Here is a 14763-nt window from a genome sequence, read left to right as displayed (position 1 = left end):
GGGCCTGTGGATGAAAGTGACGGTTCAGTGGGTGTGGTGGTTGCTGTTGCCGGTGGTGTCCATGATCGAGCCGCTGCTGGTGACGTTGCCCTGCACCGCCAGGTTGCCCTGGATGGCCACCTCGCCCTGCAGGCTGATCTGCCCGGCCTTGACCGTCACGCTGGAATCGCTGACCAGTACCTGCGCCCCACCCACCTTCACCGTGACGCTGCCGCTGGGCAGCTCGATGCTGTAGCTGTGCGCCGCCCAGTCGTAGCTCAGGCTGCCGCCGTCGGCGAATCGCCAGGTCTCGACGTGGTCGCGGCTGTCCGCCGGGGCGCCGGCGTCGCCGTACAGGCCGGGCACGAAGGTGCCCATGGACAGCACGCCGGAGGGGCTGAGCAATACGCCCTGTTCGCCGATGCCCGGCGCCCGCCAGTGCCGCGCCGGGCCTGCGCCCTGGGCGTGCCAGCGGACCCAGGCGCTGGTCCAGTCGCCATTGCGCACCCGCACCCGGGCGGCGGCCAGGTCCACGGCGACCACCACGCAGGGCACGATCAGCGAGGCGAGCATGCGGTCGTGCTCGGCGCTCACGTAGGTCGGGTTCATGCCAGGTCCTCCGGGGCGAAGTAGTCGGCCTCGTGGCCGGGGCCGGTCTGCGGCTCGATACCCAGCAGCAGCGAGCCCGGCGGCAGGTCCTCCCAGGGCCATTCCGGCGTACCCAGCAGCAGCGGCTGGTCCCACTCCAGCAGCCAGACGCGGTAGGCCTCGCTGGCCTCGGGCCGGGCCTGGACGAAGCCGGCCGGCTCCAGCGGCAGGTCCCAGGTCTGCGCACGCAGCAGGACGGCGATCAGCGAAGCCAGCTGCAGCGCCAGCACTTCCGCCTCGGCGTCGTCGCGCTGCAGCAGCAGGCGTGCCTGCAGCCGGCACAGCAGCGCCGTCTCGCCGGTGCCGGGGTTGCGGCCCGGCGCCAGCGCGGCGTATTCCAGCAGCAGCGCGGGTAGCTGCGGGGTGGCCGTTCCCAGTGGGCCGCGCAGTATCTGCACGGCCTCCGGCAGTACCGCGCGCAGCCGCTGTTCGACGGCGGCCAGCAGGCTTTCGAGGGTCAACTCCTGGTCAGGCATGGCGCCTCCCTGTTTCGGATGGATTCGTTCAGCGACGCTCGTGGTCGCTGTCGCTCAATTGGCAGACACCCAGGCGGCGGGCCGCCCAGCGTTCGTAGAGGCCGACGGCGATCTCGGCGCCGGCCGCCGCGGTCAGGCTGCCGACGGCGGCGCTGAGCAGCAGCGAGGCGCCGCAGGCCAAGGCCAGGAACATCACCGCCACGCCGCAGACGATCGAGGCGCCGGAGCGCAACGCCAGGCGCCGCAGCAGCCCCCAGCCGCCCAGGCCGGCCTTGTCGGCCCGCCACATCTCGCCGCTGACGCCGCCCACGGCGGCCAGCAGGATCGATACCCACAGCGGCATCTCGGGTTCATTGCCCATGGGTTCACCTTGAAGACAAACGCCCGCGCCGGCGGGCGGAACCGGCGGCTATCAGCCAGCCGGGGATTACGGCCGCAGGCCGCGAAAGCGGGCGGCGGAAACGAAAAAGCCCGGCGCTGGGGCCGGGCTCGACGAGGTTTTCAGCGGTGCTCCCTGGGGACGCACCTTTGCAAGATTGATGACTTTGTACCCCCCGATTCCCGGCCGGACAAGGCATTTCCGCCCTGGCACCGCAATAGGTGGGCAATGCACCGGCAACGCACCGGCGAGACACTGCGACTCAGCCCAGGGGCTTGCTCAGCAGCACCGTGGTGAAGCCGCTGTGCCATTCCTCGTCGGGGTAGAAGTCGACTTCCGCGTAGCCGTGCCTGGCGTAGAAGGCGCGGCTCTGGCGGTTGAAGGTGTCGGTCTCCAGGCGCGCCTGCGCGTGGCCGGCTGCGGCCATCTGGCGTTCGGCGAAGCGCAGCAGGGCGCTGCCGGCGCCGGCGCGTTGGGCGCGGGGCGAGACGTGCAGGGCATCGATGAAGTCGTCGCGCCAGGCGACCAGGCCGATGACCTCGCCGCCCAGGCAGGCCAGGTGGAAATGCCCGAGGCGCGCCTGGACGTAGGCGCGGGTGCGCCCTGCCGCTTCGAAGCGCGCTCGCGCCTCGGCGGTCAGTTGGGGTTTCCAGGTGGTTTCGTAGGTTTCGCCGAGAATCCGCAGGATCGCCTCGGCATCGGCCGGGCTCGCGGGGCGCAGGGTGAGGGAGGTGCTGTCCATGGCCGCGAGCATAGCGCAACGGCGCATGGGTGGAGAAAGCCCGGCGCGGGGCCGGGCTCGGCGGGGTCAGGCCACGCGGCGCAGCAGGCGGGCCTGGATGCTCTGGTGCGCCACGTGCAGGCGCAAGTAGAAGGTGTTGCGGCTGCAGCGGCAGTGGCGGTACTTCTGCTCGGGTTCGCTGTCGCGGTTCAGGTAGTGTTCGCTGACCACCTGCTTCTGCTGCTCGGGCAGGCCGTTGACGATCAGGTCCAGCTCGGCGACGCGGTCGAGCAGTACCCGGCTGCCACGGGTGCCGCGGATCATCTCGCCCTTGTTGGCGATCATCAGCGCCAGCAGGTTGCCGCCGGCATAGCCGCCACCGGCCACGCCCGGGCTGTGCATTTCCTCGGCCCAGAGCCTGAGCATTTCATCGATCGGCTTGATCACGTTTGCCTCCCGCGCCTTCAGCGGTGCCGTTCCAGTTCGTCCAGGGCCTGGCAGTCCAGGCAGCGGCTGCAGCCGGGCACCGCCAGGCGGCGGGCCTCGGGGATGGGCTCGCCGCAGACCTGGCAGTCGGCGGCGGCTGGCTCCGGCTCGTTGCCGCGCCGTGCCGCCAGCAGGGCGTCGAGGCGTTCCAGGGCCAGGTCGTTGGCGTAGTCGGCGAGATCAGCCATGGGCGACCTCCCCGTGGTGTTGCGCTGGTGCGTTCATGCTTTTCTCCGGGCGACGACCCGCCCTGCACGTGCCATCCCGCGGCCGCGCTGCCAGGTCATTCGCGTGCTGTTTGTCGATGCGTGGCGCTCAGGTGGACGCCACTCGCCGTGCGGAAGCGGTGCGCTCCTCGCCCGCTTCCGCCGTCAGCCTGCCCCGTGACGCACGGGCCGCAGGCAACCCACGGCCTCCCTGCCGCGGAAGACGGAGGCGCCGGCACCCTCGTGTCGGATCGCGTCCGCCGCCGGCTCGGAAACAACCTTCAGAAGGCCAGCGAAGGAAAAACTACAACCAAAGCTATTTACAGTCAACACCAAAGCTATTTACACTTCCACGGAACGGGCGGTAGAGTGCCGCCATGAACAGCACAGCCCGCCCCTCCACGCTCGCCGAGCGCCTCAAGCAGGCCATGGCCGCGCGCAACCTCAAGCAGGAGAGCCTCGCCGAAGCGGCCGGGGTCTCGCAGAACACCATCCACAAGCTGACCGCCGGCAAGGCGCAGAGCACCCGCAAGCTGATCGAGATCGCCGCGGCCCTGGGCGTCTCGCCGGTCTGGCTGGGCACCGGCGAAGGCTCGCCGCAGGCCGCCACACCACCGGCCGACGGCAGCCCGCTGCGCCTGGAGCCGCTGCATCCCTGGGACAGCAGCACGCCGCTGGACGAAGACGAGGTGGAACTGCCCTTGTACAAGGAAGTGGAAATGTCCGCCGGCGCCGGGCGCACCGCGGTGCGCCAGATCGAGGGGCGCAAGCTGCGCTTCTCCTACGCCACCCTGCGCGCCGCCGGGGTCGACCCGGACGCGGCCATCTGCGCCCAGCTCACCGGCAACAGCATGGAGCCGCTGATCATGGATGGCTCCACCATCGGCATCGATACGGCGACGACGCACATCACCGACGGCGAGATCTACGCCCTGGAGCACGAGGGCATGCTGCGGGTGAAGTTCCTCTACCGCCTGCCGGGCGGCGGCATCCGCCTGCGCAGCTTCAACCGCGACGAGTACGGCGACGAGGAATACGACGCCCAGGCCATCCAGGCCAGCCAGCTGAGCATCATCGGCTGGGTGTTCTGGTGGTCGACGGTGCGCCATCGCCGCGCGCCCACGCTGGTTCGCTGAGCCCTCCCCAACCCCGCCGCCGCGGGGTTTCTTCTGTGCGAAGGAAAGCCGGGCGAACGGCGATTGCCAGGAAAAACAACAAAAGCTATATTTCCTCCATCGAACGACAACCGCAAGCAGGAGGAAGCCATGCTGCCGTCGAACTCCGACACCCAACCGGCGCCACGCCAGGAAACCGTGGCGCTGGTCTACCAGATCTTCGGCGACGTGCTGGTGCCCCTGGAACAGGTGCGCGAGCGCTGGTTCCGCAACCTCAACCGGGAGAACTTCGGCAAGGCCCTGGCCTGCGGACGCATCGCCCTGCCGGTGACCACCCTGGACGACAGCCACAAGGCCATGCAGTACGTGGCGGTGGATCACCTGGCGGCCTATGTCGAGCAGCGCGCCAGCCTGGCGGATGCCGCCCTCGCCCGGCGCCGGGCGGGGCAGCAGGGGCAGGATGGGTTAGGCGAACATGCCGTCACCATGTAGGAGCGCGCCCTGCGCGCGATTCGCGGATGAGATCCGCTCCTACAGTTCCTGGGAGGCGGGTGTGCCGAGGTGCTCTTCGTAGGAGCGAGCTTGCTCGCGAACAAACGCGGTGCCATGCGGTTCGCGAGCAAGCTCGCTCCTACGAAAAAACGTTCCGTTCCTCCCTGGAACTGTAGGAGCGGGCCCTGCCCGCGAATCGCGCCGGTGGTTACGGCTATCGCGGACAAGGTCCGCTCCTACGGGAAAACTGCGGGCACCAACGAAAACGCCGTTTCCCCTCCCGGGGAAACGGCGTTCTGCATTACGGCAGCAGCGCTCAGTCTTCGAGGCGCGCGGTGTGTTCGGCCAGAGCCACCGCGCGGAACATGGCGCGGCGCTTGTTGATGGTTTCTTCCCATTCCAGCGCCGGCACCGAGTCGGCGACGATGCCGCCGCCGGCCTGCACGTGCAGTTCGCCGTTCTTGATCACCGCGGTGCGGATGGCGATGGCGGTGTCCATGTTGCCGTTCCACGCCAGGTAGCCCACGGCGCCGCCGTAGACGCCGCGCTTGACCGGCTCCAGCTCGTCGATGATTTCCATGGCGCGGATCTTCGGCGCGCCGGACAGGGTGCCGGCCGGGAGGATCGCGCGCAGGGCGTCCATGGCGCTGAGCTCGGGCTTGAGCTGGCCGTTGACGTTGGAAACGATGTGCATGACGTTGGAGTAGCGCTCGATGACCATCTGCTCGGTGACCTTCACCGAACCGGTCTGCGACACGCGGCCGACGTCGTTGCGGCCCAGGTCGATGAGCATCAGGTGCTCGGCGATTTCCTTGGCGTCGGACAGCAGGTCCTGCTCCAGGGCGCGGTCGGCTTCCTCGGTGGCGCCGCGCGGGCGGGTGCCGGCGATCGGGCGCACCGTGACCTCGCCGTCCTCCACGCGCACCAGCACCTCCGGCGAGCTGCCCACCACGTGGAAGTCGCCGAAGTTGAAGAAGTACATGTAGGGCGTCGGGTTGAAGCAGCGCAGCGCGCGGTACAGGTCGATGGGCGCGGCCTTGAAATCGATGGACATGCGCTGCGACGGCACCACCTGCATGCAGTCGCCGGCCAGGATGTATTCCTTGACGGTGTCCACCGCGCGCTCGTAGTCCTCGCGGGTGAAGCTGGCGCGGAACTGCGGCTCGGGCGCGTTGACCGCGGCGAAGTCCAGGCCCCGGCGCGGGGTGATCGGCTGGCGCAGGCGCTGCAGCAGCTCTTCCAGGCGCGCCTGGCCCTTGTCGTAGGCGTCCGCCTCGGCCGGGTCGGCGAGGACGATGGCGTGCAGCTTGCCGGCCAGGTTGTCGAAGACGACCACGGCGTCGGAGACCATCAGCAGGATGTCCGGGTTGCCCAGCGGGTCCGGGTTCGGGCACTGCGCCAGGCGCGGCTCGACGTAGCGCACGCAGTCGTAGCCGAAGTAGCCGACCAGGCCGCCGTTGAAGCGCGGCAGGCCCGGCAGGGTCGGCACGCGGTAGCGCTCCTTGAACTGCTCGACGAAGGCCAGCGGGTCCTCGCAGTCGAAGCGCTCGCTTTCCACGCCGTCGACGCTGATGCTCACGCAGTGGCCGTAGACGCGCAGCACGGTGCGGCACGGCAGGCCGATGATGGAGTAGCGGCCCCACTTCTCGCCGCCCTGCACCGATTCCAGCAGGTAGCTGTTGGCGCCGTCGGCGAGCTTCAGGTAGATCGACAGCGGGGTGTCGAAGTCGGCGAGGGTTTCGCAGGTCAGGGGGATGCGGTTGTAGCCTTCGGCGGCCAGCCGCTGGAATGCGTCGCGGTTCATGAGCGGTCTCGTGCGAGGAGGTGGAACGGGCAGTGGCAAACGGGCGCCGGGAGGTCCGGCCGGAGGAATGTCAGGCGCGCCAGCGCCAGCGGGCCAGGGCCTTGATGACTTTCATCCAGAGTTTGCGGGGAGCCGTGTCCAGCACGTTGGAGTCTCGATGGGCGGGGTTGGAACCGTCGTCCGGCAACACTATCGCTTTGCCCGGGTCGAAGCAAGGCAGCAGTTGGCGCAGGTCGTCCAGCACCAGGCTCGGCTGCTCCTCGGCGATCGGCCGGCCGTGGTTGTAGCCGTAGGTCAGGCCGACGCTGCGCACCCCGGCGGCCTTGGCGGCCAGCACGTCGTTGCGCGAGTCGCCGACGAACAGCGCCTCGCCGGGCGCCACGCCGGCGGCCTTCATCACGAACAGCAGCGCGGCCGGGTCGGGCTTCTGCTGCGGCAGGGTGTCGCCGCCGACGATCCAGCGGAAGAACTTGCCCAGGCCCATCTCGTCCAGCAGCGGGGCGACGAAGCGCTCGGGCTTGTTGGTGATCAGCGCCAGCTCCACGTCCTGTTTCTTCAGCCATTTCAGGGTGTCCACCACACCGGGGTAGACCTCGGTGAGAGCGTGGCTGTCGGCGTAGGCGTCCATGAACAGCGCCAGGGCGCGCTCGGTGTCCTCCTCGCTGACGCCTTCATGCTCGATGCCGCCGGCCAGGGCGCGGCGCACCAGCACCCGGGCGCCGTTGCCGACCCAGTGGCGCACCTGCTCAAGCCCGGCGGGAGCGCGGCCCATGCCGATCAGGGCCTTGTCCACCGCGGCGGCCAGGTCCGGCACCGAGTCCACCAGGGTGCCGTCCAGATCGAACATCACCAGGCGCGGCAGGCGCCCGGCGAACAGCGCTTGGGCAGCGCTCATCACTTGCCGGCCTGCGCCAGTTCGGCGTGCATGGCGCGGATAACCTCGGCGTAGTCGGGGGCGTTGAAGATGGCCGAGCCGGCGACGAAGGTGTCGGCGCCCGCCGCGGCGATCTCGCGGATGTTCTTCACGTTCACCCCGCCGTCGATCTCCAGGCGGATGTCGCGGCCGGAAGCGTCGATCAGCGCGCGCGCCTCGCGCAGCTTGTCGAGGGTGCCGGGGATGAACTTCTGCCCGCCGAAGCCGGGGTTCACGCTCATCAGGAGGACCATGTCGATCTTGTCCATCACGTACTTGAGCGCGTCCAGCGAGGTGGCCGGGTTGAACACCAGGCCGGCCTTGCAGCCGCCATCCTTGATCAGTTGCAGGGAGCGGTCGATGTGCTGGCTGGCTTCGGGGTGGAAGGTGATGTAGGTGGCGCCGGCCTCGATGAAGTCGCCGATGATGCGGTCCACCGGGGAGACCATCAGGTGCACGTCGATGGGCGCGGTGACACCGTACTTGCGCAGCGCCGAGCAGACCATCGGGCCGATGGTCAGGTTCGGCACGTAGTGGTTGTCCATCACGTCGAAGTGGACGATGTCGGCGCCGGCGGCGAGCACCTTGTCCACGTCCTCGCCCAGGCGGGCGAAGTCGGCGGAGAGGATCGACGGGGCGATGGCGTAGGGTTGCATGGCGCACCTCTGTGGGCGGAATCACGGATGGCGCGCATTGTAGCCGCTGGAGGCAGCGAGGTGGGATCGAGGCGATGGTTGTAGGAGCAACTGTCTTGCAGACTGCGCCGAGGCGCTTTTCGTAGGATGGGTTGAGCTTGCGATACCCATGTGGTTGCGCTGATGGGTATCGCTTCGCTCAACGCCATCCTACGAAAAGCCGCCCCTGCCTGCAGCGCAGGAGCGGCGGATCAGGCGCTGGGGGCGGTACGCATCTTCTCGCTGCGCCCGCGCAGCCATTCCAGGGTCAGCAGCAGCAGGACCGAGAAGCCGATCAGCAGGGTCGCCGCGGCGGCGATGGTCGGGCTGAGGTTCTCGCGGATGCCGCTGAACATCTGCCGTGGCAGGGTGGCCTGCTCGGGGCCGGCGAGGAACAGCGTCACCACCACTTCGTCGAACGAGGTGGCGAAGGCGAACAGCGCGCCGGAGATCACCCCGGGGGCGATCAGCGGCAGGGTCACCTTGAAGAACGTCAGCACCGGCGGCGCGCCCAGGCTTGCGGCAGCGCGCACCAGGTTCTGGTTGAAGCCCTGCAGGGTCGCCGACACCGTGATGATGACGAAGGGCACGCCCAGCACCGCGTGCACGATGATCAGCGAGATGTAGCTGTTGCCCAGGCCCAGCGGGGCGAAGAACAGGTAGGCGGCCACACCGATGATCACCACCGGGACCACCATCGGCGAGATCACCAGGCTCATCACCAGGGCCTTGCCGCGGAACTCGCCGCGGGTCAGGCCGATCGACGCCAGGGTGCCGAAGACCATCGCCAGGAAGGTGGCCGCCGGGGCCACGATCATGCTGTTGGTCAGCGAGCGCATCCATTCGGCGCTGTGGAAGAAGTCGGCGTACCAGCGCAGCGAGAAGCCCTGCAGCGGGTAGACCAGGAAGGTGCCGGAGTTGAACGACAGCGGCACTATCACCAGCACCGGCAGCACCAGGAACAGCAGCACCAGGCCGCAGAGGATGCGCAGGGTGTAGAACCACACGCGCTCGACCGGGGACATGTAGGGACTCAGCATCTTCTTTCTCTCCTCAGCCCAGGCGCAGGCGGCTCGCGCCCACCAGCCAGCCGTAGATCACGTACAGCACCAGGGTGGCGAACAGCAGCAGGCCGCCCAGGGCCGTGGCCATGCCCCAGTTGATGGTGGTGTTGGTGTAGAAGGCGACGAAGTAGCTGACCATCTGGTCGTTCGGGCTGCCCAGCAGGGCCGGGGTGATGTAGTAGCCGATCGACAGGATGAACACCAGCAGGCACCCGGCGCCGACGCCGGCCACGGTCTGCGGGAAGTAGACCTTCCAGAAGGCGGCGAACGGGTGGCTGCCCAGGGAGATGGCCGCGCGCATATAGCTGGGCGAGATGCTCTTCATCACGCTGAAGATCGGCAGGATCATGAACGGCAGCATGATGTGCACCATGGCGATGTATACGCCGGTGCGGTTGAACACCAGTTGCAGCGGCTGGTCGATCAGGCCCAGCTTGAGCAGCGCGCCGTTGATCAGCCCGCCGGACTGCAGCAGCACGATCCAGGCCGCGACGCGCACCAGGATGGAGGTCCAGAACGGCAGCAGCACCAGGATCATCAGCAGGTTGCTCTTGCGCGTCGGCAGGTTGGCCAGCAGGTACGCCAGCGGGTAGGCCAGCAGCAGGCAGATGACGGTGATCACCGCGCCCATCCAGAAGGTGCGGGCGAAGATGTCCAGGTAGATGGACTGGTCCGGGGTGGCCGGGGCCAGTTCGCCGAGGTCGTCGATGCGGTGGTCGAGGGCAGCGAGCAGGTAATAGGGGGTGATGCTGCTGGCGTTGCGGCGGATCACCTGCCAGTAGGCCGGGTCGCCCCAGCGCTCGTCGATGGTCTCCATGGCGTCCTTGTAGGAAGCCGGTTGCTCCTTGAACGGCAGGGCGCGGGCGGTCTTGGCCATCAGGCTGCGGTAGCCGGCCAGTTCCATGTTCAGGCGCTTGGAGAGGTCACCGATGGTCTGGTTCTTGCGCGCAGCGTAGAGGTCTTCGCTCAGGGCCTGGTAGACCGCGTCCGGCGGCAGCGACTTGCCGTCCCAGGTGGTGATGGCGTTGACCGTCTTGGGCAGCGAGCCGACCACTTCGGGGTTGTACACGCTCTTGTAGAGCAGCGCGGCGATCGGCACCAGGAAGGTCAGCAGGAGGAACAGCAACAGCGGCAGGACCAACGCCTGGGATTTCAGGCGATTCATCCGCTCCGCACGCGCCAGGCGCTGCTTCAGGGTGGGGCCGGCGACCTCGTTCAAGGACACAGCGGTGGCCATAGCGAACTCCGGTAAAACGGGCCGCCCGCGAGGGCGGCCAAGGTGTGGTGTATCAGGTGTGTCACGGCGAGCGCCGCCGCGCCGGGAGCTTTTCCCGGCGGGAACGGCCCGCAGGGCCTGCGGGCCGTGGCATCGCTGCCGCGGTTGCCGCCCGGGCGGGCGGCGGGGCCAGCCTTACTTGGCGGCCCAGGCGTTGAAGCGCTGTTCCAGCTGCTCGCCGTAGTCGGCCCAGAAGGTCACGTCCATGCCCACCTGGTTGGCGATGTTTTCCGGGGTGGTCGGCATGTTGGCCTGCACGCCCTTGTCCAGCAGGCCCACGGTGTTCTTGTTCACCGGGCCGTAGGCGATATTCTCGGCGTAGATCTTCTGCTGCTCGGGCTTGACCGAGAAGGCGATGAACTTCAGGGCTTCTTCTTTCTTCTTGTCGCCTTTCGGGATGGCCCAGGCGTCGAAGTCGTAGATGCCGCCGTTCCACACGACCTTCAGGTTGCTTTCCTTCTGCACCGAGGCGATGCGGCCGTTGTAGGCCGAGCTCATCACCACGTCACCGGAGGCGAGGTACTGCGGCGGCTGGGCGCCGGCTTCCCACCACTGGATGCTCGGCTTGATCTCGTCGAGCTTCTTGAAGGCGCGGTCCTGGCCTTCCTTGGTGGCCAGCACCTTGTACACGTCCTTGGGCGCGACGCCGTCGGCCATCAGGGCGAATTCCAGGGTGTACTTGGCGCCCTTGCGCAGGCCGCGCTTGCCCGGGTACTTCTTCAGGTCCCAGAAGTCGGCCCAGCCGGTGGGGGCGGTCTTCAGCTTGTCGGCGTTGTAGGCCAGCACGGTGGACCACACGAAGAAGCCGACGCCGCAGTTGCTCACGGCGCCCGGGACGTAGTCCTCGGCCTTGCCGAGGATGGCCGGGTCGATTTCCTCGAACATGCCTTCGTCACAGCCGCGGGCCAGCTCCGGCGATTCCACCTCGACCAGGTCCCAGGTCACGCTGTTGGTGTCGACCATGGCCTTCACCTTGGCCATCTCGCCGTTGTACTCGCCGGCGACGATCTTGTTGCCGGTGGCCTTCTCGAAGGGCTGGTAGAAGGCCTTGGTCTGGGCGTCCTTGTTGGCGCCGCCGAAGGAGATCACGGTCAGATCGGTGGCCGCCATGGACTGCGCGGCGCAAGCCAGGCCGAGGGTCAGCGCGGCGAGCTTGAGGCCGGCCTTCGACGGGTGGAACGGGGACTTCGACATTATTCTTCTCTCCACAGTGTGCTGGTTTGTTTTTCTTCGAATCAGGCCGCCGACAGCGGGTCGAGGGCACGCACGTGCTCCACGGCCCAGCCCAGCGGTACCACATCACCCACGCTCAGCGCAGGGTCGAGCTCGGCGATCGGCTGCTTGACGAAGAAATCGGTGCGGCCGCAAACCTCCAGGCGGATGCGCACGTGGTCGCCAAGATAGATGAACTCGGCCACACGGCCGGAGAAGCGGTTCACGCAGCTTTCGCTGTGCCCGTTCAGGCGCACCCGCTCGGGACGGATCGACAGGCTGACGGGGTCGCCGGGCTGGCCGACGTTCACCGCCAGCGCCTCGACCTTCTCGCCACGCGCCAGGGTCACCACGCAGCGCTCGCCCTCGTGGCTCGCCAGTTGCCCGGCGATGCGGTTGTTCTCGCCGATGAAGTTGGCCACGAAGGAGTTGCGCGGGTGTTCGTAGAGTTCGTGGGGCGGGGCGATCTGCTGGATCTCGCCCTGGTGGAACACCGCCACGCGGTCGGACATGGTCAGCGCCTCGCCCTGGTCGTGGGTCACGTAGACCACGGTCACGCCCAGGCGCTGGTGGATGTGCTTGATCTCCATCTGCATGTGCTCGCGCAGTTGCTTGTCGAGCGCACCCAGGGGTTCGTCCATCAGCACCAGCTGCGGTTCGAAGACCAGCGCCCGGGCCAGGGCCACGCGCTGCTGCTGGCCGCCGGAGAGCTGCGCCGGGTAGCGCCCGCCGAAGGCGTCGAGCTGGACCATGGACAGCGCGCGCTTGACGCGCTCGGCCACGTCGGTCTTGCTCATGCCGCGCACGGAGAGCGGGAAGGCCAGGTTCTCCGCCACGGTCATGTGCGGGAACAGGGCATAGTTCTGGAACACCATGCCGATGTCGCGCTTGTGCGGGGGGACGTTGTTGATGGAGCGGCCGGCCAGCTGGATCTCGCCGGAGGTGGGGGTTTCGAAACCGGCCAGCATCATCAGGCTGGTGGTCTTGCCGGAACCGGACGGCCCCAGCAGGGTGAGGAATTCGCCTTTGCGAATATCCAGGTTGAGGTCTTTGACGATGAGCGTCTCGCCGTCGTAGCTCTTCTGGACGCCACGGAAGCTGACCAGCACATCGTTCGCCTGAGTCTCGGCCATAACCGCACCTTTGTATTTGTAAGTAATTGCCGTGAAGCAAGACTAGAGAAGCCTGCAATGCGCGCAAATCGGGCGGGGAGAGAACTTGCTATAAGGGTAGAAGAGGATCGTCTGTAGGGCGATCCCTACACGAAAAGTGTGGCTATCAGTCGCAGAAAGCCGGTGTCGCATTGGGTGCGACACCGGCATATCCGAAAGCGACCTGGAGCCTGTCTACGATCTCGCGAGCTAGAGCAGGACAAGGCGGGAACAGGCGAGTGAGCGGAGTTCAGGCCGCTAAATGAGCATCGCTCGCCTGTTCTCAACGCAGTCATGCCGACGCGCAGCAGATCGTAGGCAGGTTCTCAGCGTTTAGCCCAGTCCTGGAAGCGTTTCTCCAGAGCATCGCCATGCTCGGCCCAGAAGGCCACGTTCATGCCCAGCGCGTCGGCCATGTTGCGCGGCGCGGTGGGCAGGTTGGCGGCCACCTGCGGGTCGAGCTGCTCCACCGCCTTGCGGTTGGTCGGGCCGTAGGCGATGTTCTGCGCATAGACCTTCTGCTGCTCGGGCTGGCTGGCGAAGGCAATGAACTTCTCTGCCAGGTCCTTCTTCCACACGCCCGAGGGCAGCGCCCAGAAGTCGAAGTCGTAGATGCCGCCGGCCCAGGCCATGCGCAGGCCCTTCTGCTCGGGCTGGGCCGCGGCGATGCGGCCGTTGTAGGCCGAGCTCATGACCACGGTGCCGTCGGACAGGTCGCGCACCGGGTCCTGGCCGGACTTCCACCAGTGGATGCTCGGCTTGATCTCGTCGAGCTTGCGGAAGGCGCGGTCGACGCCGCCGGGGGTGCCCAGCACCTGGTAGACGTCCTTGGGCGCCACGCCGTCGGCCATCAGGGCGAACTCCAGGCTGTACTTGGCGCCCCAGCGCAGGCCGCGCTTGCCGGGGAATTTCTTCAGGTCCCAGAAATCGGCCCAGCCCTGGGGCTTGCCCTGCAGCTTGTCCTGGTTGTAGGCCAGCAGGGTGGTCCAGACGAAGATGCCGACGCCGCAGGGCTGCACCGCGCCGGGCACGTAGTCGGCGGGGTCGCCGATCAGGCGCTGGTCGAGCTTCTGGAACAGGCCCTCCTGGCAGCCACGCGCCAGTTCCGGGGCCTCCACCTCGACCACGTCCCAGGACACATGGCTGATCTCCACCATCTGCCTGAGCTTGTCCAGGTCGCCATTGTAGGAACCGTGCACCACCGCCGTGCCGGTGGCCGTCTTGAAGGGTTCGTAGAAGGCCTTCTCCTGGGCCGCCTTGTTGGCCCCACCGAAGGAAATCACCGTCACGTAGTCCGCCAGCGCCGGCGTGGCGACAGTCCCCAGCAGGCCGGCCAGCAGCCCGCCCCGTACCGCTCGCAGCAACATCCCTCTTCTCCTTGTTCTGATGAAGTACCCCACTGAGCGGGCAATGATTCCCTTTCGCCAGCCGGCGAGGTAGCCGGGCGTTGCAAAAACCGGAAGGGACTCACATAAGCAACGGCGAATCGCACCGCCGCGCGCCGGCTCAGACCAGCTTGTGCTCCACGGCATACTTGACCAGGTCGGCCACCGAATGCGCGCCGAGCTTCTGCATCAGCCGCGCCTTGTGGGTGCTGATGGTCTTGCTGCTGACCGCCAGGTGCTGGGCGATCTCGTTGACGCCCTCGCCCTTGACCAGGCGCTCGAACACCGAGAACTCGCGCTCGGAAAGCAGCGCGTGGGGCGGCCGCGAATCGGTCAGGCCGACCTCGAAGACCATGCGGTCGGCCAGTTCCGGGTCGATGTAGCGGCCGCCGCTGGCGACCTTGCGGATGGCGGTGAGCAGCAGCGCCGGGTCGCTGTCCTTGGTGGCGTAGCCGGCGGCGCCGATCTTCAGCGCGCGGGCGGCCATCTGCACCTCGTCGTGCATGGACAGCATGAGGATCGCCGGCGGATCGTTCAGCGCGCGGATCCGCGGGATGGCCTCCAGGCCGTTGACGCCGGGCATGGAGATGTCCAGCAGGACCACCTCGCAGGGCACCTGGCGCAGGGTTTCGAGCAACTGCTCGCCGTTGGTGGCCTCGCCCACCACCTGCAGGTCCTTGGCCATGCCGATCAGTTGCTTGATGCCCTCGCGGACGATGGTGTGGTCTTCGGCCACCAGTACTCGAATCACGCTGCCCTCCCCGAACAGACAAAACCGCGCC

17 protein-coding genes are annotated in these 14763 nt (G+C 67.6%); 2 read left to right on the top strand and 15 right to left on the bottom strand.

Annotated features, from left to right (window positions below; genetic code table 11):
- Nucleotides 1-24: 24 nt before the first annotated feature.
- From ACTWJ5_RS03395 to ACTWJ5_RS03370, 6 genes are all read right to left on the bottom strand, one after another.
- Nucleotides 25-588 (bottom strand): phage baseplate assembly protein V, encoded by a 564-nt coding sequence (locus tag ACTWJ5_RS03395; RefSeq protein ID WP_249917972.1) that lies wholly within the window; start codon nt 586-588, stop codon nt 25-27.
- On the bottom strand, nt 585-1103 hold the full coding sequence (locus ACTWJ5_RS03390; protein ID WP_444437472.1) for a hypothetical protein: 519 nt from the start codon (nt 1101-1103) through the stop codon (nt 585-587). The genes ACTWJ5_RS03395 and ACTWJ5_RS03390 overlap by 4 nt, the downstream gene beginning before the upstream one ends.
- Before the next feature lie 28 nt (nt 1104-1131).
- Nucleotides 1132-1464 (bottom strand): phage holin family protein, encoded by a 333-nt coding sequence (locus ACTWJ5_RS03385; protein ID WP_009615613.1) that lies wholly within the window; start codon nt 1462-1464, stop codon nt 1132-1134.
- Between the two features lie 280 nt (nt 1465-1744).
- Nucleotides 1745-2224, bottom strand: a complete 480-nt coding sequence (locus ACTWJ5_RS03380) for a GNAT family N-acetyltransferase (protein WP_444437471.1) — start codon at nt 2222-2224, stop codon at nt 1745-1747.
- Nucleotides 2225-2290: 66 nt separating this feature from the next.
- The gene (locus tag ACTWJ5_RS03375; RefSeq protein WP_009615611.1) at nt 2291-2650 is read right to left on the bottom strand and encodes a PA0613 family protein; all 360 of its coding nucleotides are present in this window, start codon (nt 2648-2650) and stop codon (nt 2291-2293) included.
- A gap of 17 nt (nt 2651-2667) precedes the next feature.
- Complete coding sequence (locus ACTWJ5_RS03370; RefSeq protein WP_444437470.1) at nt 2668-2877, bottom strand: TraR/DksA C4-type zinc finger protein; 210 nt, start codon at nt 2875-2877, stop codon at nt 2668-2670.
- A 395-nt stretch (nt 2878-3272) separates the two neighbouring features.
- Here ACTWJ5_RS03370 and ACTWJ5_RS03365 point away from each other — a divergent pair, with 395 nt between their 5' ends.
- Together ACTWJ5_RS03365 and ACTWJ5_RS03360 are read left to right on the top strand one after the other, a co-directional pair.
- Complete coding sequence (locus tag ACTWJ5_RS03365; protein WP_043269263.1) at nt 3273-4031, top strand: XRE family transcriptional regulator; 759 nt, start codon at nt 3273-3275, stop codon at nt 4029-4031.
- Between the two features lie 129 nt (nt 4032-4160).
- Entirely contained in the window at nt 4161-4502 is a 342-nt protein-coding gene (locus tag ACTWJ5_RS03360; protein WP_444437469.1) for a pyocin activator PrtN family protein, read from the top strand.
- 316 nt (nt 4503-4818) lie between these two features.
- On the opposite strand, the gene trpE is transcribed toward ACTWJ5_RS03360, so the two are convergent.
- From trpE to ACTWJ5_RS03315, 9 genes are all read right to left on the bottom strand, one after another.
- Complete coding sequence (gene trpE / locus ACTWJ5_RS03355; RefSeq protein WP_444437468.1) at nt 4819-6306, bottom strand: anthranilate synthase component I; 1488 nt, start codon at nt 6304-6306, stop codon at nt 4819-4821.
- A gap of 70 nt (nt 6307-6376) precedes the next feature.
- Nucleotides 6377-7201, bottom strand: coding sequence for a phosphoglycolate phosphatase (locus ACTWJ5_RS03350; RefSeq protein ID WP_116425433.1), 825 nt, complete (start codon nt 7199-7201; stop codon nt 6377-6379).
- Complete coding sequence (rpe, locus tag ACTWJ5_RS03345; protein WP_074984318.1) at nt 7201-7875, bottom strand: ribulose-phosphate 3-epimerase; 675 nt, start codon at nt 7873-7875, stop codon at nt 7201-7203. Before rpe ends, ACTWJ5_RS03350 begins: the two co-directional genes overlap by 1 nt.
- A gap of 230 nt (nt 7876-8105) precedes the next feature.
- Complete coding sequence (locus ACTWJ5_RS03340; RefSeq protein WP_261747046.1) at nt 8106-8933, bottom strand: ABC transporter permease; 828 nt, start codon at nt 8931-8933, stop codon at nt 8106-8108.
- A 13-nt stretch (nt 8934-8946) separates the two neighbouring features.
- Nucleotides 8947-10194, bottom strand: a complete 1248-nt coding sequence (locus ACTWJ5_RS03335; protein WP_074984324.1) for an ABC transporter permease — start codon at nt 10192-10194, stop codon at nt 8947-8949.
- A 174-nt stretch (nt 10195-10368) separates the two neighbouring features.
- The gene (locus ACTWJ5_RS03330) at nt 10369-11427 is read right to left on the bottom strand and encodes an ABC transporter substrate-binding protein (protein WP_074984326.1); all 1059 of its coding nucleotides are present in this window, start codon (nt 11425-11427) and stop codon (nt 10369-10371) included.
- A 41-nt stretch (nt 11428-11468) separates the two neighbouring features.
- Entirely contained in the window at nt 11469-12578 is a 1110-nt protein-coding gene (locus ACTWJ5_RS03325; protein WP_009615598.1) for an ABC transporter ATP-binding protein, read from the bottom strand.
- A gap of 344 nt (nt 12579-12922) precedes the next feature.
- Nucleotides 12923-13960, bottom strand: a complete 1038-nt coding sequence (locus ACTWJ5_RS03320; protein WP_116425535.1) for an ABC transporter substrate-binding protein — start codon at nt 13958-13960, stop codon at nt 12923-12925.
- Nucleotides 13961-14102: 142 nt separating this feature from the next.
- Nucleotides 14103-14732, bottom strand: coding sequence for a response regulator (locus tag ACTWJ5_RS03315; RefSeq protein WP_043269277.1), 630 nt, complete (start codon nt 14730-14732; stop codon nt 14103-14105).
- Nucleotides 14733-14763 lie beyond the last annotated feature (31 nt).

Source organism: Pseudomonas sp. A6, assembly GCF_052367875.1.
GTDB lineage: Bacteria > Pseudomonadota > Gammaproteobacteria > Pseudomonadales > Pseudomonadaceae > Pseudomonas > Pseudomonas citronellolis.
This window is presented reverse-complemented; position numbering and strand designations above follow the sequence as displayed.